Raw genomic sequence first — 20180 nt, forward strand, 5'->3', positions numbered from 1 at the left:
CCGAGCCCATGCTCGGCTGATGGGCAACGCAGCCGAGCATGGGCTCGGCTCTACAACGGTGGCGGGTACGTGCGCCCTGCACGAGGCGGGCGGAAATAGTCGGCATTGCGGTAGAAGGCAGAATCCTGCACGTCATGCCAGCCGGGAACACCGGCCAATGGTAACGGCCGCAGCTGAAGCGGATCGGTCACTGCCCTGCCCTCGGCAATGGCAGCGCTCACCACGTCGACACAGGCGGCTTCGACATCGCCCTGCACCACCACGCACTTGCCGACCAGCAATCGCCCCGGCAGCAGGGCCTGTTCCATCAGCGCATGCCCGAATACCACAGTGATGGCGATGTCACCGCTCTGCCAGTTCACCGGGTCAAACAACGCGGGCCAGTCGTGTGCATCCCAGGCAGCCAGCAGTGAGTCATCGCGCACACGCACGATCACGCCGGTTTCGTCGAACTGGGTCAAGGCGGCCTGCGCGCGATTGCGCTGGCCGGGTGGCATCGCCTCGATATGCAGGCACTGCCGCACGTTGAGCGCGCGCTTCAGCTGCGGCTGTGAGGCCCACACCAGCGCATTGAACAGGTCGTGCCAGTTGCCGGCACGGGTGGCGATGCGTCCCTGCGCGATACGCGCCTCATAATGCAGGCCATCGGCCAGCAGCGCGGCGTCCTGTTCAACCAGGCGCTTGCCAGGCACGGCCAGACGTGCATCGAGCGCCGCGATGGACGGCCATGCGATGCCGTCCAGCAGGTCACGGAAGTCCTGAAGCCCGGCAAACAGCGGGTGCTCGAACCGCCGTGCAGCTACCGCCGCACGTGGCGGCGGTACGAAGCGCCGTGAACCACCGCCGTTGCCGGTGGCGGCCGTCGCTGCGATCACAGCACCTTGAGGTCGAACGCCGGACGGGGGGCGGCCGCCAGCGCGTCACCGTACAGGTCATGCTCGTCGCTCTCGGTGATCTCCACGTCGACGAATTCGCCCACGCGCAGCGGCACCTGGTCGGCATTCTGGATGTGCACCAGGCCGTCGATCTCCGGGGCATCGGCCTTGGAGCGGGCCACGGCGATGTCGCCTTCGATGGCGTCGACCAGGCACTGCTGCACGGTGCCGATCTTGGCTTCCAGGCGCGCGGCGGAAATCTGCGCCTGCTTCTCCATGAAACGGGCCAGGCGTTCCTGCTTCACCTCTTCCGGCACGGCGTCAGGCAGGTCGTTGGCGGTGGCACCCTCGACCGGCGAGTAGGCGAACGCACCGACGCGATCCAGCTGCGCTTCGTCAAGGAACGACAGCAGTTCCTCGAACTCGGCTTCGGTCTCGCCCGGGAAGCCGACGATGAAGGTCGAACGCACAGTGATGTCCGGCGCGATACGGCGCCAGTTCTGCACGCGCTCCAGGGTCTTCTCCACCGCGCCGGGGCGCTTCATCAGGCGCAGGATGCGCGGGCTGGCGTGCTGGAACGGGATATCCAGGTACGGCAGGATGCGATTCTCGGCCATCAACGGCACCACTTCGTCCACGTGCGGATACGGGTACACGTAGTGCATGCGCACCCATGCATCCAGCTCCGACAGGCCTTCGCACAGCGCCTTCAAACGGGTCTGGTAGGCCTTGTCGCGCCACATCTTCTCGGCGTACTTCACGTCCACGCCGTAGGCCGAGGTGTCCTGCGAAACCACCAGCAGCTCACGCACGCCACCACGCACCAGGCGCTCGGCTTCGCGCAGCACCTCATCCACCGGGCGCGAAACCAGCTTGCCGCGCATCGACGGAATGATGCAGAAGCTGCATTTGTGGTTGCAGCCTTCGGAAATCTTCAGGTACGCGTAGTGCCGCGGGGTCAGCTTGATACCGTAGTCGGGCACCAGGTCCACGAACGGATCGTGCTTGGGCGGCAGTGCTTCATGCACCGCTTCCATCACGCTCTGGTAATCCTGCGGGCCGGACACCGCCAGCACGTTGGGGTACGCATCGCGGATCTGCTCCGGGCGCTTGCCCAGGCAACCGGTGACGATCACCTTGCCGTTCTGGTTCATCGCCTCGCCGATCGCGTCCAGCGACTCGGTCACCGCAGAATCGATGAAGCCACAGGTGTTGACCACCACCACGTCGGCCGAATCGTAGGACGGGACGATGTCGTAGCCTTCCGAGCGGAGCTGGGTGAGGATGCGCTCGGAATCGACGAGGGCCTTCGGGCAGCCAAGGCTGACGAAGCCGACTTTGGGGTTCAGCTGGGACATGGAAATCGCGGGACTCTGGGGGCCTGGGCCCCTGCCGCCATGGCAGGGGTTCCTGGGGGCCGGGGCCTGAAAGGGCGCCAGTATACCGGGGTTGGCGGCCGCGCTCTGAATGCCCAGCCGACCGATACGGCACAGCCACTGACGCCGCGCTAACCGGCGCAGCACCGACAATGCAGTTCTGTTTCCAGCAACGAGGAAGATGACGATGGCCGAGTGGATCACCCTGGATACGCATCACGGCCCGGTACGGGCCTGGCAGGCCCTGCCGGAAGGCACCGCGCGCGGCGGCCTGGTGGTGGTGCAGGAAATCTTCGGCGCCAATCCGCATATCCGCAGCGTGGCCGAGCGCTTCGCGGCGGAAGGCTATGCGGTGCTGGCGCCCTCGTTCTTTGACCTGCTCGATGGCCCCGACGCCGATCCGGACGCGCTGCCCTACGACGCCGATGGCGTGAAGCAGGGCCTGGAACGGGTCGGCGCGCTGGGCATGGAGCGGGCACTGGAAGTGGTCCGCGCGGCGGCCACCCGGCTGGCCCCTTACGGCAAGGTGGGCACCGTCGGCTACTGCTGGGGCGGCACGGTGGCGATGCTGTCCGCAGTGCGCCTGGGGCTGCCGTCGGTCAGCTACTACGGCGCCCGCAACGTCCAGTTCCTCGATGAGACACCCAAGGCGCCGGTGATCTTCCATTTCGGCGCCCAGGACCGCAGCATCCCACCGGAAGCCGTGCAGGCCCACCGCGAGAAGCTGCCGCAGATGGCCACCTACGTCTATCCGGCCGATCATGCCTTCAACCGGGAGGTCGGACATGCGTATGATCCAGACAGCGCCGCCCTGGCGCTGCAACGCACCCTGGACTTCTTCTCGGAGCATCTTGGATGAGCGAATTCGAACTCGATTCACGCCTGGCCGCCGATAGCGTGCTGGTGGCGGAAGGACCGTTGTCGCAAGTGCGGCTGATGAACGACGAACGATTCCCCTGGCTGGTGCTGGTACCGCGCCTGGCCGGGGTCACCGAGTGGATCGAGCTGGACGGCGAGCAGCAGGACAAGCTCCGCACCGAGCTCAACCGCGCCTGCAAGGCCCTGAAGGGCTCCGACGGGGTGGAAAAGATCAACATCGGGGCGCTGGGCAATATCGTGCGCCAGCTGCATTTCCATGTGATCGGCCGCCACGACGGTGATCCGGCCTGGCCGGGCCCGGTCTGGGGCAGCGGCCCGGCGCACCGCTACGAGCCGGCGGCGCTGGACCAGCATGTCGCCTACTGGAAGGAACGGCTAGGATATCCGGCCCTGTCCTGAGCCTTCGCCGACCCGATGCGATTCAACCTCGTTGCCGCCGTCCTGCTGATCCTGATCGGCCTGTTCATGCTCGCCAGCAATCTCGGCTGGACGCACCTGAACCTGTCCAAGCTGCTGCTGACCTGGTGGCCGGTGGCCCTGGTGGGTGTCGGCATCGCGATGCTGTTCGGTCGCGGCAAATAAGGAAGGCGGCGCATTGCGCCGCCTTCCTTCATGTGGAGCCGGGCCATGCTCGGCTGCCCTGCCTTGAAGCCGAGCATGGCTCGGCTCTACAGATCGCCTGCAATCTTCAGGTCCGCGGCAGGGTCACGCCGGTCTGGCCCTGGTACTTGCCGCCACGGTCGCGGTACGACGTCTCGCAGATGTCATCGGCGGCCGCCTGGAAGAACAGCATCTGCGCCACGCCTTCGTTGGCGTAGATGCGCGCCGGCAGCGGCGTGGTGTTGCTGAATTCCAGGGTGACGTGGCCTTCCCATTCCGGCTCCAGCGGCGTCACGTTGACGATGATGCCGCAGCGCGCGTAGGTGCTCTTGCCCAGGCACACCACCAGGGTATCGCGCGGAATGCGGAAGTACTCCACGGTACGCGCCAGCGCGAAGCTGTTCGGCGGGATGATGCACTCATCGCCGACGATATCCACGAAGCTGCCCGGATCGAAGTGCTTGGGATCGACGATCGTCGAGTTGATGTTGGTGAACACCTTGAACTCGCGCGAGCAGCGCACGTCATAGCCATAGCTGGACGTGCCATAGCTGACGATGCGCTGGCCGTTGGCCTGCTTGACCTGCCCGGCCTCGAACGGCTCGATCATGCCGTGCTGCTCGGACATGCGGCGGATCCAACGGTCACTCTTGATGCTCATGCTTTGTCCTGGGGGGTACGAGGGGGCGCGAGGATTCTAGCAGGGGGCCGGCCTGCGCCGGCGGCCCCTGCCCCGGCACTTACAGCAGCGAGGACAGGATCGGGATCGAGGCCCGCGGGCGCTTGCCGACTTCCTCGATCAGGCGCTGCGCGGCATGGCGGTAGGCCTGGGCCGGTGCCGAATCCGGCTGGGCCACGGTGATCGGCGTGCCTGCATCGCCCTGCTCGCGGATGCCGATCTGCAGCGGCAGCGACCCCAGCAGCGGCACGCCGTACTGCGCGGCCATGCGCTCGCCGCCACCCTCGCCGAACAGGTGCTCGATGTGCCCGCAGCTGCTGCACGTGTGCACGGCCATGTTCTCGACGATGCCCAGCACCGGCACCTCGACCTTCTCGAACATCTTCAGCGCCTTCTTCGCATCCAGCGTGGCGATGTCCTGCGGCGTGGTGACGATCACTGCACCGGCCAACGGAATCTTCTGGGTCAGGGTCAGCTGGATGTCACCCGTGCCCGGCGGCAGGTCGATCAGCAGGAAATCCAGGTCGTCCCACAGGGTATCGTTGAACAGCTGGGTCATCGCCGAGGTGGCCATCGGGCCGCGCCAGATCATCGGGGTGTCTTCTTCGATCAGGTAGCCGATCGACATGGTGTCCACGCCGAACGCACGCAGCGGCTCGATGCTCTTGTTGTCCGGGCTTTCCGGGCGGCCGGACAGCCCCAGCATGGCCGGCACGCTGGGGCCGTAGATGTCGGCGTCGAGCACGCCCACCCGCGCACCGAGCTGCTGCAGCGCCACGGCCAGGTTCACCGAGGTGGTGGACTTGCCGACGCCGCCCTTGCCCGAACCGACCGCGATGACATTGCGGATGCGGGCATGCGGCGTAAGTCCCTTCTGGACCTGGCTGGCATGGGGACGGCGGGGAGAACTGTTCACAACGAGCACCGGCGGAGTCAGGGGGATAACCCAACATCATACAAGCTGGACGTAACCTGACTGAAATTCAGGATTGCGACGGATTCGTGCACAGATTGTTAAGTTCATGTTACGTTCGATCAGCACTGTTTTGAGCTGCGGAGCCCGCTGTTCCGGCCCGCGCGATGGCGCATGCGCAGTGCCGTTTTTGTTTTTTGCTCTCCATTGGAACTACATGAAACACGTCAGCAATACCGCACGTCGCAACACGCTCGCCGTCGCCCTGATTTCCGCTCTGATGGCCGCCGCCCCGGCAATGGCCCAGGACAAGGCGACCAACCTGGACAAGATCACCGTCACCGGTTCGCTGATCCCGCAGACCCAGGTCGAAACCCAGACCCCGGTGATGTCCATCACCGCCGAAGACATCCAGACCCGCGGCTTCAGCAGTGTTGCTGAAGTGCTGCAGCAGTCATCGCTGACCACCGGCGGCCTGCAGGGTGGCCAGACCTCGGGTGCGTTCACCCAGGGCGCCGAAGCCGCCGGCATGTTCGGCCTGAATCCGGGCTACACCAAGTACCTGATCAACGGCCGCCCGATGCTCTCGTATCCGGCGCTGTACAACGGCAGCGAGTCGTTCAACAACATCAGCGGCATTCCGATCGACATCGTCGAGCGCATCGAAGTCCTGCCGGGCGGCCAGTCGTCGCTGTATGGCTCGGACGCGATCGCCGGCGTGGTCAACATCATCCTGAAGGAACGCATGGACGGCGGCACGATGTCGATCCGTGGCGGCACCTACACCGAAGGTGGTGGCAGCAACATCCGCTTCAGCGCCGCCAAGGGCTTCAACGCGTTCGACGACCGCTTCCACGCCCTGGTCAACGTGCAGATCGAAAACGGCAGCCCGATCTGGGGCTACCAGCGTGACATCACCAAGCAGAACAACCCGGTCGGTTACACCGCGCAGCTGCCGTCGAACGACTTTGCTGTCATCGGCAACGCCGACAACAAGCTGTACATGATGGACCCGACCCGCTGCGCCAACGTGGCAGGCCTGTACGACGGCACCACCACCGTCGGCAAGCGTGCATCGGGCGAATCGTGCGGCTCGGTGTACAGCGCCGGCTACAAGACCCTGAAGAACGGCAAGAACAGCGGCCAGTTCTACTCGTCGATGACCTTCGACGTGAACGACAACTTCCAGCTGTTCGCCGACGTGCTGTACAGCAAGGAAAAGACCGAATTCACCTCCGGCTCCAGCGCCCTGTGGTGGGGCACCAAGTCGGTGATGGGCGGCTTCTACGACCAGGGCCTGGGCAAGGTCGTGAACCTGCAGCGCGCCTTCGCGCCGGAAGAAATCGGCCCGGGCCACTACAACAACATCCTGAACTCCGATGAGAGCCGTTCCTACCAGGTCACCCTGGGCGGCAAGGGCATGGTCGGCGACTGGGACTACAGCGCCAGCTTCACCCGCGGCGAATACCGTCTGGACCAGAACCGCTTCGCGCGCTGGAAGGACAAGATCGAAGGCTTCTTCGGCGACACCGTGCTGGGCCCGCGCCTGGGCACCACTGCTGATGGCTTCGGCATCTACAACCCGAACTACACCGCCTTCTACTCGCCGATCACCCCGGACCAGTTCGCCAGCTTCACCGGCTATGGCACCCACCGCAGCAAGACCTGGCAGAACCTGGGTCGCGTGCAGGTGACCAACGGTTCGCTGTTCTCCCTGCCGGGCGGCGACGCCGGCCTGGCCGTCGTGCTGGAAGGCGGCAGCGAGGGTTGGGATTACTCGCCCGACCAGGCCTTCGTCGATGGCAACGCGTGGGGCGCCAGCGCCGTGGCCGGTGCCGGCCACCGCAGCAACTACGCGGTGACCAGCGAACTGCGCATGCCGGTGTTCGAGTCGCTGACCATCAGCGCCTCGGGCCGCTATGACGCCTTCAAGATCGCCGACAAGACCGTCGACAAGGCCACCTACAGCATCGGCCTGGAATACCGTCCGGTGGAAAGCCTGCTGCTGCGCGGCAAGTACGGCACCGCGTTCCGCGCGCCGACCCTGTCCGATGCCTTCCAGGGCATGAGCGGCTCGTTCGCCTCCGGCCAGAACGACTACTACCGCTGCAGCCAGATGGGTTACGCGCTGCGTGACGAAGCCTGCTCGTTCTACAAGACCACCTCGGTGTACAGCGAAAAGTCCGGCAACCCGGACCTGAAGCCGATCACCGCCGACGTGTGGAGCGCAGGCGTGGTGTGGGCCCCGGTGAGCAACTTCTCGCTGTCGGTCGACTACTACAACTGGAAGATCAAGAACGAGGTCAAGACCCTGAGCACCGACCAGCTGCTGCTGGCCGAGTACCAGTGCCACAACGGCCTGCCGAACAACACCTCGGCCAGCTGCCAGAACGTGACCGACTGGGTGACCCGCGACGCCGGTGGCAACCTGACCCGCGTGTACACCCCGAAGCTCAACGTGGCCAGCCAAAACCTGGAAGCGGTGACCGTCGGTGCCAAGTACCAGCAGGACCTGGGCCGCTTCGGTTCGCTGATGTTCTCCGGCAACTACACCAACATGCTCAAGCGTGAAGTGGTGGCCCTGCCGGGTGCGCAGAAGCTGGACCTGCTGAGCGATCCGTACAACATGTGGTACTACGACAACTTCGCCAAGGTACGCGGCGACGTGTCGGTGGGCTGGGCCATCTCCAAGTTCACCACCACCGTGTACGCGAACTACGTCGGCAGCACCCCGAACTACCTGGCCTACACCGGCCGCAGCTACGACTACGTCCACTCCTCCGGCGCCAAGGCCGGCAAGTGGGGCTCGTACACCACGTACAACATGAGCCTGAACTACCAGGCACAGGACGATCTGACCCTGTCGCTGATGGTCAACAACGTGTTCAACAAGCTGCCGGAAGGCCAGCGCTACAACTACCCGGGCAACGAATCGACCCCGTTCAACGACGGCTTCTACAGCGTCTACGGCCGTCAGATCTCGGCCCAGGTCAAGTACGACTTCTAATCCCGTCGTATCCCGGACCGCGTGTCTGGACCAGGCCCCGCTTCGGCGGGGCCTTTTTTTTGCACCACTGCGCCCCACCCTCCCGTCCGGCCTGTAGCAGAAAGTGTGATCCACAGCGCACAAACATCCAGGTTCCCGGCAGCGCTGATCCAAGGCAACGCATTGATCTACAGGGCATATCCGCAATGCCGACATGCTCCCTTGCACGCCGCCATCTTTTGAAACATGCCAAAACAAATCGCCTTATCCATTGATTCGTAAGCGTTTTTTCATTTCCCAACGGCGCATTGATGTGACAGGCCTGTGTTGGCAGCGTTAACGACGTGTTACGGTCGACCTGAATGGAGTCACACTGAACGAATTGTTAATGCGCAGGGAATGCGCCGCCAAGACATTGCTCACTACGGGGATCCACCATGTCTCGCCAACGTTCCACGCTCTCGCGCCACCCTTTGACCCTCGCCCTGCTCGGCACCCTCCTGGCCTCCGGCACCGCCCTGGCCCAGGACGGCAATGCGCCGACCCAGCTTGATCGTGTGACCGTCACCGGGTCGCTGATTCCGCAGACCGAGATCGAGAACCACACGCCCGTCCTGACCGTCACCGCCGAGGATATCCAGACCCGCGGTTTCACCAGCGTCGCCGATGTCCTGCAGCAGTCCTCGCTGTCCACGGGCGGCCTGCAGGGTGGCCAGACCTCCGCATCCTTCACCCAGGGCGCCGAAGCGGCGGGCATGTTCGGCCTCAGCCCGGGCTATACCAAGTACTTGATCAACGGCCGCCCGATGCTCTCGTATCCGGCGCTGTACAACGGCGGCGATACCTTCAACAACATCAGCGGCATCCCGATCGACATCGTCGAGCGCATCGAGATCCTGCCGGGTGGCCAGTCGTCGCTGTACGGCTCGGACGCGATCGCCGGCGTGGTCAACATCATCCTCAAGGAGCGCATGGATGGCGGTGTGCTCAATGTGCGCGGCGGTGCCTACAGCGAAGGTGGCGGCAACAGCTTCCGCTTCAGCGGCGCACGCGGTTTCAACTCCAAGGATGACCGCTTCCATGCACTGGTCAACGTGCAGTACGAGAAGACCAGCCCGATCTGGGGTTACCAGCGCGACCTGACCAAGGTCAACAACCCCGACGGTTACAGCCCGCAGTACGTCTCCAACGATTTCCTGGTGCTGCTGCCGGCCGCCAACAACCGCTACGCGATGATGGACCCGAACCGGTGCGCCAACGTGGCGGGCCAGTTCGACGGCACCACCGTGCTCGGTACCCGTCCGACCGGCCAGGCCTGCGGCTCGGTCTACGGCACCGGTTACAAGACCATCAAGAACGGCAAGGAAAGCGGGCAGATCTACAGCTCGGCCACCTTCGACGTGAACGACAATTTCCAGCTGTTCGGCGACGCGCTGTACAGCCTGGAGGAGGTCAAGTACGCCACCGGCTCCGGCTACACCTGGTGGGGCACCTCCTCGGGCTGGGGCCGCTTCTACGACCAGGCCAGCGGCCAGTACATGAACCTGCAGCGCGTGTTCGCGCCGGAGGACATCGGCGGCGGCGGTTACCGCGACATCATGAACACCGACCGCAACAAGGCCTACCAGGTCACCCTCGGCGGCCGCGGCACCGCAGGCAACTGGGACTACAGCCTCAGCTTCACCCGTGGCGAGTACAAGCTGACCGAGCGCAATTTCGTGCGCTGGAACGACCCGATCAACGACTACTTCGAGCAGCGCGTGCTGGGCCCGGTGCTGGGTACCACCAGCACCGGCTACAACATCTACAGCCCGAACTGGGAAGCGTTCTACGCACCGCTGCCCGCCGGTGACTTCCAGAGCTTCACCGGCTACAGCTACAGCGAAAGCCGCACCTGGCAGAACCTGGCCCGCGCCCAGGTCACCAATGGCTCGCTGTTCAAGCTGCCGGGTGGCGATGCTGGCTTCGCCGTGGTCCTGGAAGGCGGCAGTGAAGGCTGGGATTACACGCCCGACCCGGGCCTGATGGACGGCAGCGTGTGGGGGACCACCGCCGTATCCGGTGCCGGCCATCGCAGCAACTACGCGGTGACCACCGAACTGCGCATGCCGCTGCTGGAAACGCTGACCGTCACCGGCTCCGGCCGCTATGACGCCTTCAAGATCGGCAGCAACACCGTGGACAAGGCCACCTACAGCGTCGGCATCGAGTTCCGCCCGATCGAAAGCCTGTTGTTCCGTGGCAAGTACGGTACGGCGTTCCGCGCACCGACCCTGTCCGATGCCTTCCAGGGCCGCAGTGGTTACTACGCCAACGGCTCCACCGACTACTATCGCTGCGGCCAGCTGGGCTACGACCCGGCCAACACCACCGGCTGCCCGTACGACAGCGTCTCGGTGTTCGGCACCCGCTCGGGCAACCCCGACCTGGAGCCGATCACCGCCGACGTCTGGAATGCAGGCGTCGTGTGGGCACCGATCAACAACCTGTCGCTGTCGGTCGACTACTACAACTGGAAGATCAAGAACGAGGTCGATACGCTCAGCTCCGACCAGCTGCTGCTGGCCGAGTACTACTGCCGCAACGGCCAGTCCAACAACACCTCGGCCAGCTGCCAGAACGTCGATGACTGGATCACCCGTGATGCATCGGGCGTGCTCGACGAGATCTACACGCCGAAGATGAACGTCGCCCGCCAGAACCTGGAAGCACTGACCGCCAGCTTCAAGTACGTGCAGGACATCGGTCGCTTCGGTTCGCTGCAGTTCTCGGCCAACTACACCGACATGCTCAAGCGCAAGCTGCAGCCGCAGCCGGGTGACGAGTTCCTGGACCTGCTGCACGACCCGTATGCGATGTGGGTGTATGACTCGTACGCCAAGGTACGCGCGGACGGCTCGATCGGCTGGGCCAAGGACAACTGGACCACCACCCTGTATGCCAACTACATCGGCAAGACGCCGAACTACATGGCTTACGTGGGCAACGGCTATGACTACGTCCACAGCTCCGGCTACAAGGCAGGCAAGTGGGGTTCCTACACCACCTACAACCTGAGCGTGAACTACCGCGCGATGGAAAACCTGACCCTGTCGCTGATGGTCAACAACGTGTTCAACAAGATGCCGGACAACCAGCGCTACAGCTTCGCCGGCACCAGCGGCCAGCCGTACAACAACTACCTGTACAACGCCTACGGGCGCGCGATCTACGTGCAGGCCAAGTACGCGTTCGGCGTGAAGTAATCCCGCAACCGCAGCAACGGAAAAGCCCCGCCATGGCGGGGCTTTTTCGTGTCCGGCCTGAGCGGATGGAAGAACAGGCCCTGGTGGAACAGGGCCTGCCCATTCCCGGCCCCAGCGGAGCTGGCACTTGGGCTCATCGAACGCATCCACGCGCTCCACGAACGGCACAAGCGCGTTTGCCGCCTGACCACTATTCTTCGGCATGTAGCCGTAGAAACCGAGTGCAACTTGGCCGAATCGGCCCATACCCCGGTTGTAGAAACTTGTCGATCTCGGCCGACTGCTACAACTGCAAGATCGAGAACGAAGTTGATGCAGCCAGCATAGACCCGCTGCTGCTGGCCGAGTACTGCTGCCGCAACGACTTGCCGAAGAGCTCCTCATCCACCCGTCAGAACGTGGCCGACTGGGTCGTACGCGATTCGGCCAGCAACCTGAGCTCGCTGTGCCCCCCCCGAAGATGAGCCTGCCAGAACCTGCAGGCCCTTACCGTCGGCTTCACGTACTTGCAAGACATCGGCCGCTTCGGTTCGCTGCAGTTCTCGGACAACTACACCAACATGCTGAAGCATGAAGTGCAGGTGCAGCCGGGTGAGGACTTCCAGGACCTGCTGGGCAACCCGAAGTCGATTTGGAACTACGAAAGCTACGCAAAGGCAGTTCCGACACATCGACGGCCTAGTCGCCAGGCAAGGGGATCGCCACGCGGCAGGCCAATTACGGCAGCTTCCTCCGCCCCTCTGATGAACACCGCTCCTGGACGGATGATGAAACGCCTATTTGCGCAAAGTGGCCCATCTCACCACGTTCAGCTTCGCGTCATCAAGTTGTCGCCGGCAGATCACAATTGATATTAAACGATTGTATTTGTTGCACTTTCAGCCAACTCCGAAGTGCACCCAGGTACCATTTTGTGACATTTGTATGCATTTCTCGTTAAGGCCGTGTTAGGTTCCATGAACGACGCCCGTTATATGAACTTAGATGTAACGAACGGACGGAACAGCACGCTTCAATTCATTAGGGGACCCATAACGATGACGTACAACCGCCCACCTGGCCGTCACCCGCTCAGCAGCGCCCTGCTCGTCGGTCTGCTCGCCGTGGCCGCAGCACCTGCCTTCGCGCAGGAAGCCTCCTCCAACCCGATCGACCTCGATCGCGTCAGTGTGACCGGCTCGCGCATTGCGCGTACGGGCTTTGTGACCCCCTCGCCGGTCACGGCCATCACCGCCGAGGAGATTCGTGCCACCGGTGCGAACAACATCGGCGATCTGATGACGCGCCTGCCAGCACTGACACCGACCTACACGCTGGGCAACTCGACCCGCTTCATCGGCACCGCCGGCGTGGGTCTGATGGACCTGCGTGGCATGGGCACCTCGCGCACTCTCGTGCTGGTCAATGGCCGCCGCCACGTCGGCGCGACCTCGGGTTCCTCGGCCGTGGACGTCAACACCATCCCGGTGGAATGGATCGAGCGCGTGGAAGTGATCACCGGTGGTGCCTCGGCTGTGTACGGCGCCGACGCCGTGGCTGGCGTGGTCAACTTCATCATGAAGAAGTCCTTCGACGGCGCCGAAGTGCGCGGTCAGACCGGCATGGCCAGCGAAGGCGGCTTCAACCGCTCCTTCATCAGCGCCTCGGCCGGCACCGACTTCGCTGGTGGCCGCGGCAACGCCGCCGTCGCCCTTGAGTACAGCAAGCAGGACCGCTTCGTCCGCACCGACCGCGCCATCGGCAACGAGTTCCTGGTGTCGGTGCGCAACCCGAACTACGACAGCAGCAAGCCGTCCAGCGAAAGCAACCCGGAAACCGTGCTTGCAGGCCCGGGCGGCAACCACTCGATCTCCTTCGGCGGTACCTTCAACATTGGTACCTTCAACCCGAACAATCCGGCTACCTGGGGCAACCGCTATCAGTTCAACCCGGATGGCACCTTCCGCAAGCAGCGCTACGACGGCACCGTGGTCAGCGCAACCAGTTGCGTGAACTGTGATTTCGCCGACCTGAACTCGGTTGCCGACCTGCAGCCGAAGTTCGACCGCAAGAGCATCAACACGGTCGTCAACTTCGACCTGACCGACAACCACCGCCTGTACTTCGAGGGCAAGTACACCGAAACGGTGTCCGACTTCCTGGCACAGCCGTCGTTCGACCAGACCCTGCGCATCCAGCGCGATAACGCTTACGTGTCGCCGGAATTGCGTGCACTGATGACCAGCGCCGGCCTGAGCCAGCTAACCCTGAGCCGCTTCAACGTCGACGCCGGCCAGCGTGGTGAGCACGTGGAGCGCAACACCCAGCGCTTTGTGCTGGGCATGGAAGGCAACCTGACCGAGAACTGGACCTACGACGTTTACGGCAACTGGGGCCAGAGCGAAGTCAAGCGCTGGAACCTCAACAACCGTATCAACGAGCGTTGGCAGGCTGGCCTGGATACCGTGGTCAACCCGGCCACTGGCCAGATCGTCTGCCGCACCACGCTGAACCCGAACGCGACCAACCCCAACAACGGCAACCGCGTGTACTCGCAGTTCGCCCGCGAAGGCTGCGTGCCGTTCTCGGTGTTCGGCAACGGCGCGGTGACCCAAGCTGCACGTGACTGGATGAACGTCAATTCGTTCAACTACTCGCGCCTGCAGCAGTCGGTGTTCAGCGCATCGCTGGCCAACGGCTCGCTCTTCAGCCTGCCGGCCGGTGACGTCGGCGTGGCTGGTGGCGTTGAATACCGCCGCGAAAAGAGCCGCGAAATCACCGATCCGCTGGCCGCGCAGGGCCTGACCTTCCTCAACGCCATTCCCAACCGCATGGGCAAGTACGACGTGCGCGAGGCCTTCGTTGAAACCACCGTGCCGCTGCTGGCCGACATCCCGGGCATCTACAACCTGACCCTGGACGCCGCAGGCCGCTGGTCGGACTACAGCAGCATCGGCAAGACCACCACCTGGAAGGTGGGCCTGGACTGGACCATCATCCCGTCGCTGCGTGCCCGCGGCACCCTGTCGCAGGCGGTGCGCGCACCGAGCATCGGTGAGCTGTACAACCCGCAGAGCGAAAACTTCGCCACGGTCAACGACCCCTGCAACTACCTGGCCACCAACCCGAACCGCCCGAACACCGCGGCGGACCCGGCACTGCGCCAGGCCAACTGCTCGGCGCTGGGCGTGCCGGTCGGCTGGGTCGACACCTACACTGCCACCCGCCCGGGCGTCAGCGGCGGCAATCCGGACCTGAAGCCGGAACGCGCACGCAGCTTCACCTATGGCCTGGTCTGGCAGCCTGATTTCCTGCAGGGCTTCGGCATGTCCGTCGACTACTGGTGGATCAGCCTGAAGGACGCCATTGGTGCGGTGACCGCGCAGACCAATGCAACCCGTTGCGTGGATTCGCCGGGGGGGATCAACAACAGCTTCTGCGGCTTCATCGAACGCGCACCGGTGGGCGGCAAGACCGATGCTGGCGGCCGCACCTTCCCGGAATACTCGATCAGCCGCTGGGTTGCGCTGAACGAAAACCTCGCCCGCTCGCGTCGCGTCGGCGTCGATCTGGAAATGGACTACCGCTTCAAGCTGGCCGAGGGTGACACCGTCATCCGCCTGGTGGGCACCCGTCTGCTGCAGTCGCGCGAGTGGGCCTTCCAGGCCTTCCCGAACGAGTACGACGAGAACGTCACCTGGGTGACCGATCCGCGCTGGCGTGGCCAGCTGCAGACCAAGTACTCGCTGGGCCAGTGGCGCGCGTCGTGGGACATGACCTACGTCGGCCCGAACCTGCGTGTGCAGCCGAAGAGCTACCAGGCCAACCCGGGACAGACCAGCCCGATCCGCAACGGCTCGTACACGTACCACAACTTCCAGTTCGGCTACCGCTTCCCGGGTGACAAGATCGACGTCTACCTGGGCATCGACAATGCCTTCGACAAGGATCCGCCGGTGAACTACTTCGGCTCCGACGTCGGTTCGGCGATGTACGACAACATCGGCCGTTACATGTACATGGGCGCCACCTACAAGTTCTGATCCATCCAGAACCGCAACACCCGACAGACCCGGCTTTTGCCGGGTCTGCCTTTTCCGGGCCCGGCAAAAGCCCTTGCGCCCGACCATGACCTTCGACACCCTTGCAGGTCTGGCCGGCGGCGTATCGTTCGGCCCACGGTCGCACCTGCGGCCACTCCCTGACTCACTCGGCCCGGAGGCCATTCAAGTGACCCGTACTCCCAAGATCGTGCTGCTGACCCTGGCCGTTTCGGCCGCGCTGGTCGGCTGCGGCAAGACTGAAACCCCGGCCAAGGACGCCGCCGCCTCCGCCCCGGCCACCGCCGAAGCCACCACCTATAAGCTGGACGAGAGCAAGCTGCCGGCCTACAACGCCTTCCAGCCGAGCGACCTGGACACCACCAAGGACGCCTGCACCGCCTTTGGCGACTACGTCAACAGCAAGTGGCTGGCCGCCAATGAAATCCCGGGCGACCGCACCAGCTGGGGCGCGTTCACCATCCTCGACGAGCGCTCGGTGGCCGTGCAGCACCAGCTGGCCGAACAGGTCGCGCAGGTCAAGAACCCGAACCACATCGAGAAGATCGTCGGCGACCTGTGGGCGACCGGCATGGACGAAGCGAAGATCAACGCGCAGGGCATCGAGCCGCTGAAGGCCGACCTGGCGGCGATCGACGGCCTGCAGGACAAGGCGGCGATCGCCAACTACCTGCGCACCAGCGCCGCCAAGGGTGACAACGTCCTGTTCGGCTTCGGCGCCGAAGCGGACTTCAAGAACTCGACCATGAACATGGCCTACGCCAGCCAGGGCGGCCTGGGCCTGCCGGATACCACCTATTACACCGATGCCAAGAACGCCGACAAGCTGAAGGCCTACCAGGCACACGTCGCCAAGGTGCTGGAGCTGTCCGGCGTCGCCGCGGCCGACGCGGCCAAGCAGGCCGAGGACGTGGTCAAGTTCGAAACCCGCCTGGCCAAGGCCTCCAAGTCGCGCGTCGAGCTGTCGCGCAACGTCGAGCTGTACTACAACCCGGTCACCCTGGCCGACGCCGACAAGCTGACCCCGAACTTCAGCTGGACCGAGTTCTTCAAGTCGCAGGGCGTGGCCGCGCCGGAGAAGTTCTCGCTGGCCATGCCGGCGTTCCATGAGGAAGTGAGCAAGGCGCTGGGCGATACCGATCCGTCGGTGTGGCGCGCCTACCTGCGCTTCCACACCGTGGACAGTGCCTCGCCGTACCTGGCTGACGCCTTCGTGCAGGAGAACTACGAGTTCTACGGCAAGACCCTCAACGGCCAGAAGGAACAGAAGCCGCGCTGGAAGCGCGTGCTGGGCACCATCGAGAATGATGCCGGTGAAGCCTTCGGCCAGCTGTACGTGAAGGTTGCCTTCTCGCCGGAAGCCAAGGCGAAGATGGAAGAACTGGTGAAGAACCTGGCCGCCGCGCTGAAGGACCGCATCCAGGGCCTGAGCTGGATGAGCGAGGAAACCAAGGCCAAGGCCATCGCCAAGTGGGAGACCTTCACCCCGAAGATCGGTTACCCGGACAAGTGGCGCGACTGGTCGGGCCTGCAGACCCAGCGCGACAGCTTCCTCGGCAACGTGCGCGCGGCCAACGAGTTCAACTACAAGTTCAACCTGTCCAAGATCGGCAAGCCGGTGGACAAGACCGAGTGGGGCATGACCCCGCAGACCGTCAACGCCTACTACAACCCGCTGCAGAACGAGATCGTGTTCCCGGCCGCCATCCTGCAGCCGCCGTTCTTCGATCCGAAGGCCGACGACGCGCTGAACTACGGCGGCATCGGTGCGGTGATCGGCCATGAAATGACCCACGGTTACGACGACCAGGGTGCACGCTTCGGGCCGACCGGCAACATGGAAGACTGGTGGACCCCGGCCGACAAGAAGAACTTCGAAGGCCTCACCGGCAAGCTGGTCAAGCAGTTCGACCAGTACAAGGTCGACGGCCAGGCGGTGAACGGCCACCTGACCCTGGGCGAGAACATCGCCGACCTGGGTGGCCTGGCCACCGCCTACGACGCCCTGCAGAAGGCCTCCGCCGGCAAGGAAGATGCGAAGGTCGATGGCTTCACCCGAGACCAGCGCTTCTTCTTCAACTGGGCCACCGTGTGGCGCACCAAGTACACCCCGGAAAACGCCAAGGTCCGCCTGGCCACCGACCCGCACGCCCCGGCGCAGTTCCGTGCCATGGGTGCGCCGTCGAACCTGCCGACCTTCGCCGCCGCGTTCCAGTGCAAGGCCGGTTCGCCGATGGCCCGCACCGGCGAGCAGCAGGTGGTGATCTGGTAAGTCCTGGCTGACGCTATTGCAGACCTGCAAAGGCCCGGGAATTCCCGGGCCTTTGTTTTCCGGGTGTCTTTCATCCACGCATGGCGTGGATCTACTGATCCCGGCGCTCCCCGGTAGCTGCCGACCTTGGTCGGCGAATGCACCGCGACGCGTGCATCCCGCGCCCATGCCTGGCTTGCTATAGTGCGCGCGCCCTCAATCCATCACGGATTCGTTCCACATGCCCAACTTCCGTCCGCTTGCCATCGCCCTGGGCATCAGCCTGGCGACCCTGGTCCCGACCCAAGATGCGTTTGCCGCCGCCAAGAAGAAGGCCGCACGCGCCCCGGCCGTCAGCGCCCAGTGCAGCGACTTCTACGACGCCACCAATGCAGGCTGGCTGAAGGCCAACCCGGTGCCGCAGACCGGCGCCGTCACCGCGCTGGGACAGCTGGTTGACCGCAGCCGCCAGCAGCAGCGTGAACTGCTCGACGCCGCGATGAAGTCGCCGCAGGGCAATGTGCAGAAGCTGCTGGGCGACTTCTGGGCCAGTGGCCTGGACGAAGCCGCCGTGGAAGCAGACGGCTCCAATCCGATTGCGCCGCTGCTGACCCGCATCAACGCCATCAAGAAGGCCAAGGATGTGCCGGCCTCGATCGCCGCGCTGCACCAGGTGGGCATCCCGGTCGCCTTCAACTTCGGCCCTGACGTCGACCTGAAGGCACTGGACCGCCACATCGGTTACTTCATGCAGGGTGGCATGGGCCTGCCGGATCCGGCGTTCTATACCCGCACCGACGCCGATACCGTGGCGCTGATGGGCCGCTACCGCAACTACGTCAAGCAGATCCTGGCGCTGACCGGCACCCCGGCGGCCAAGCTGGATGCCGAATCGCAGGCGGTGATCGCGCTGGAGACCGAGCTGGCGCGCAACGCGCAGTCGCTGGCCGGCATCAACAACCCGTTCAACAACTACGCGCCGATCTCCACCAAGGAGCTCAACAGCCGCTACCGCAACCTGCAGCTGGACGCGTTCCTGAAGGCACAGGGCGTGGATGACGATCTGGTCTCGCTGGCCGATCCGGGCCTGTTCAAGCAGCTCGATGGCATGGTCACCAAGCTCAAGCCGGACCAGTGGAAAGCCTACCTGCGCTGGCGCGTGGGCGATTCGATGGCGCCGTACCTGTCCAAGGCCTACCGCGACGCCGAGTTCGAATTCCGCGGCCGTGTGCTGCGTGGCCAGACCCTGCCGCCGCAGCGCTGGGAATCCGTGCTGGATGCAATCAATGTGGCCGCCGGCCCGATGGTCGGCCGCGAGTACGCCGCCCGCTACCTGTCGGCCGAAGATCGTCGCCAGGCCGCATGGATCGTCGACAAGGTGCGCGAAGTACAGATCGAGGCGGTAAAGAACAGCAGCTGGATGAGTGCCGAAGCCAAGACCGAAGCGCAGGCCAAGCTGGCTGCGCTGAAGATCGAGATCGGCACTCCACTGCGCGACCTGGACTACAGCGTGCAGCCGATGGGGCGCGGCTCGTTTGGTGGCAACATGCTGATTGCATCGACCTGGCGCCACCGCGAGGAAATGAAGCGCATCGGCAAGGGCAATGCCGACCGCCGCTGGGACGTGCTGCCGCAGCAGCCGTCGCTGGCCTACGACCTGGCGCAGAACCGCCTGATCGTCACCGCCGCGATCCTGCAGGGCCCGGTGTTCAACGCCAAGGCCGACGCCGCCGACAAGTTCGGCAGCTTCGGTGGCCTGGTCGGCCATGAGCTGACCCGTGCGATCGATGCCAAGGGCGCGCTGGTCGATGCCAAGGGTGAGCTGCGCAGCTGGTGGACCCCGGCCGACAAGACCGCCTGGACCCTGCTCGGCAATCGCGTGGCCGCGCAGTACAGCGCCTACGACTTCCCGGGCGTAAAGGGTGCAAAGGTCAACGGCACGCTCACCCAGGAAGAAAACCTGGCCGACATCGCCGGCCTGGAACTGGCATGGGCGGCGTATGCCGCGCAGGAGCCCAAGGCCAAGCAGGCACAGCAGCAGGGCTTCTTCCGCGCCTGGTCGACGCTGTGGGCACAGCAGCTGTCGCCGAACGAGGCCGCACGCCGCCTGACCGCCGACATCCGCGCACCGGGCCTGTGGCGCAGCAACGGCACGCTGGCCAACCTGCCGGCGTTCGGTGCCACCTTCAGTTGCAAGGCCGGGCAGCCGATGCAGCGCAGCGAAGCCGACCAGATCAAGGTCTGGCGCTGAGCCCGCGGCCGCACTGTTAGTACAAAGGGCGCCTTCGGGCGCTCTTTTTTTGCGGGTGCAGCACGATCCCGGGTTAACACTGCGC

At 64.5% G+C, this 20180-nt stretch carries 12 protein-coding genes; 8 read left to right on the plus strand and 4 right to left on the minus strand.

All coding sequences use genetic code 11. The annotated features are described in order from the left end of the window. Positions 1 to 50: 50 nt before the first annotated feature. A complete protein-coding gene (locus ACEPA4_RS14205; RefSeq protein ID WP_139727430.1) occupies positions 51 to 875 on the minus strand; it encodes a DUF3025 domain-containing protein in 825 nt (274 codons plus the stop codon). Further along, the gene (rimO, locus tag ACEPA4_RS14210; RefSeq protein ID WP_262090904.1) at positions 872 to 2233 is read right to left on the minus strand and encodes a 30S ribosomal protein S12 methylthiotransferase RimO; all 1362 of its coding nucleotides are present in this window, start codon (positions 2231 to 2233) and stop codon (positions 872 to 874) included. Before rimO ends, ACEPA4_RS14205 begins: the two co-directional genes overlap by 4 nt. 205 nt (positions 2234 to 2438) lie before the next feature. Between rimO and ACEPA4_RS14215 the strand changes: the two genes are divergently transcribed. From ACEPA4_RS14215 to ACEPA4_RS14225, 3 genes are read left to right on the plus strand one after another with little or no spacing between them, the layout of a single operon-like run. Then, the gene (locus ACEPA4_RS14215) at positions 2439 to 3110 is read left to right on the plus strand and encodes a dienelactone hydrolase family protein (protein WP_065179170.1); all 672 of its coding nucleotides are present in this window, start codon (positions 2439 to 2441) and stop codon (positions 3108 to 3110) included. After that, the gene (locus tag ACEPA4_RS14220; RefSeq protein ID WP_005418010.1) at positions 3107 to 3529 is read left to right on the plus strand and encodes an HIT domain-containing protein; all 423 of its coding nucleotides are present in this window, start codon (positions 3107 to 3109) and stop codon (positions 3527 to 3529) included. Before ACEPA4_RS14215 ends, ACEPA4_RS14220 begins: the two co-directional genes overlap by 4 nt. A 15-nt stretch (positions 3530 to 3544) precedes the next feature. Beyond that, positions 3545 to 3712: a LiaI-LiaF-like domain-containing protein gene (locus ACEPA4_RS14225; protein ID WP_005418011.1), complete on the plus strand. Its 168-nt coding sequence runs from the start codon at positions 3545 to 3547 to the stop codon at positions 3710 to 3712. 106 nt (positions 3713 to 3818) lie between these two features. Here the strand turns inward: ACEPA4_RS14225 and dcd are convergent, their stop codons facing one another. Continuing rightward, complete coding sequence (gene dcd / locus ACEPA4_RS14230; RefSeq protein ID WP_005418012.1) at positions 3819 to 4391, minus strand: dCTP deaminase; 573 nt, start codon at positions 4389 to 4391, stop codon at positions 3819 to 3821. A gap of 79 nt (positions 4392 to 4470) precedes the next feature. Then, the gene (gene apbC / locus ACEPA4_RS14235) at positions 4471 to 5325 is read right to left on the minus strand and encodes an iron-sulfur cluster carrier protein ApbC (protein ID WP_005418013.1); all 855 of its coding nucleotides are present in this window, start codon (positions 5323 to 5325) and stop codon (positions 4471 to 4473) included. A gap of 214 nt (positions 5326 to 5539) precedes the next feature. Here apbC and ACEPA4_RS14240 point away from each other — a divergent pair, with 214 nt between their 5' ends. From ACEPA4_RS14240 to ACEPA4_RS14260, 5 genes are all read left to right on the plus strand, one after another. Continuing rightward, entirely contained in the window at positions 5540 to 8329 is a 2790-nt protein-coding gene (locus ACEPA4_RS14240; protein ID WP_072168514.1) for a TonB-dependent siderophore receptor, read from the plus strand. Positions 8330 to 8745: 416 nt separating this feature from the next. After that, positions 8746 to 11553 carry a TonB-dependent receptor domain-containing protein gene (locus ACEPA4_RS14245; RefSeq protein ID WP_065179173.1) on the plus strand — a complete coding sequence of 936 codons (2808 nt, stop codon included), beginning with the start codon at positions 8746 to 8748 and terminating at the stop codon, positions 11551 to 11553. A gap of 1037 nt (positions 11554 to 12590) precedes the next feature. Then, on the plus strand, positions 12591 to 15575 hold the full coding sequence (locus ACEPA4_RS14250; RefSeq protein WP_139727434.1) for a TonB-dependent receptor domain-containing protein: 2985 nt from the start codon (positions 12591 to 12593) through the stop codon (positions 15573 to 15575). Positions 15576 to 15762: 187 nt separating this feature from the next. Further along, a complete protein-coding gene (locus ACEPA4_RS14255; protein WP_111201700.1) occupies positions 15763 to 17865 on the plus strand; it encodes a M13 family metallopeptidase in 2103 nt (700 codons plus the stop codon). A gap of 220 nt (positions 17866 to 18085) precedes the next feature. Then, positions 18086 to 20095 (plus strand): M13 family metallopeptidase, encoded by a 2010-nt coding sequence (locus ACEPA4_RS14260; RefSeq protein ID WP_139727436.1) that lies wholly within the window; start codon positions 18086 to 18088, stop codon positions 20093 to 20095. The last annotated feature ends 85 nt before the right edge of the window (positions 20096 to 20180 follow it).

It is taken from the genome of Stenotrophomonas sp. P2112, from assembly GCF_041897515.1.
GTDB classification, from domain to species: Bacteria; Pseudomonadota; Gammaproteobacteria; order Xanthomonadales; family Xanthomonadaceae; genus Stenotrophomonas; species Stenotrophomonas sepilia.

Excerpts from the sequence above, each read along its gene's own strand:
- ACEPA4_RS14260 (WP_139727436.1), top strand. The coding sequence starts at position 18,086 with ATGCCCAACTTCCGTCCGCTTGCCATCGCCCTGGGCATCAGCCTGGCG.
- ACEPA4_RS14245 (WP_065179173.1), top strand. The coding sequence starts at position 8,746 with ATGTCTCGCCAACGTTCCACGCTCTCGCGCCACCCTTTGACCCTCGCC.
- ACEPA4_RS14250 (WP_139727434.1), top strand. The coding sequence starts at position 12,591 with ATGACGTACAACCGCCCACCTGGCCGTCACCCGCTCAGCAGCGCCCTG.
- ACEPA4_RS14240 (WP_072168514.1), top strand. The coding sequence starts at position 5,540 with ATGAAACACGTCAGCAATACCGCACGTCGCAACACGCTCGCCGTCGCC.
- ACEPA4_RS14220 (WP_005418010.1), top strand. The coding sequence starts at position 3,107 with ATGAGCGAATTCGAACTCGATTCACGCCTGGCCGCCGATAGCGTGCTG.
- dcd (WP_005418012.1), bottom strand. The coding sequence starts at position 4,391 with ATGAGCATCAAGAGTGACCGTTGGATCCGCCGCATGTCCGAGCAGCAC.
- ACEPA4_RS14215 (WP_065179170.1), top strand. The coding sequence starts at position 2,439 with ATGGCCGAGTGGATCACCCTGGATACGCATCACGGCCCGGTACGGGCC.
- rimO (WP_262090904.1), bottom strand. The coding sequence starts at position 2,233 with ATGTCCCAGCTGAACCCCAAAGTCGGCTTCGTCAGCCTTGGCTGCCCG.
- ACEPA4_RS14225 (WP_005418011.1), top strand. The coding sequence starts at position 3,545 with ATGCGATTCAACCTCGTTGCCGCCGTCCTGCTGATCCTGATCGGCCTG.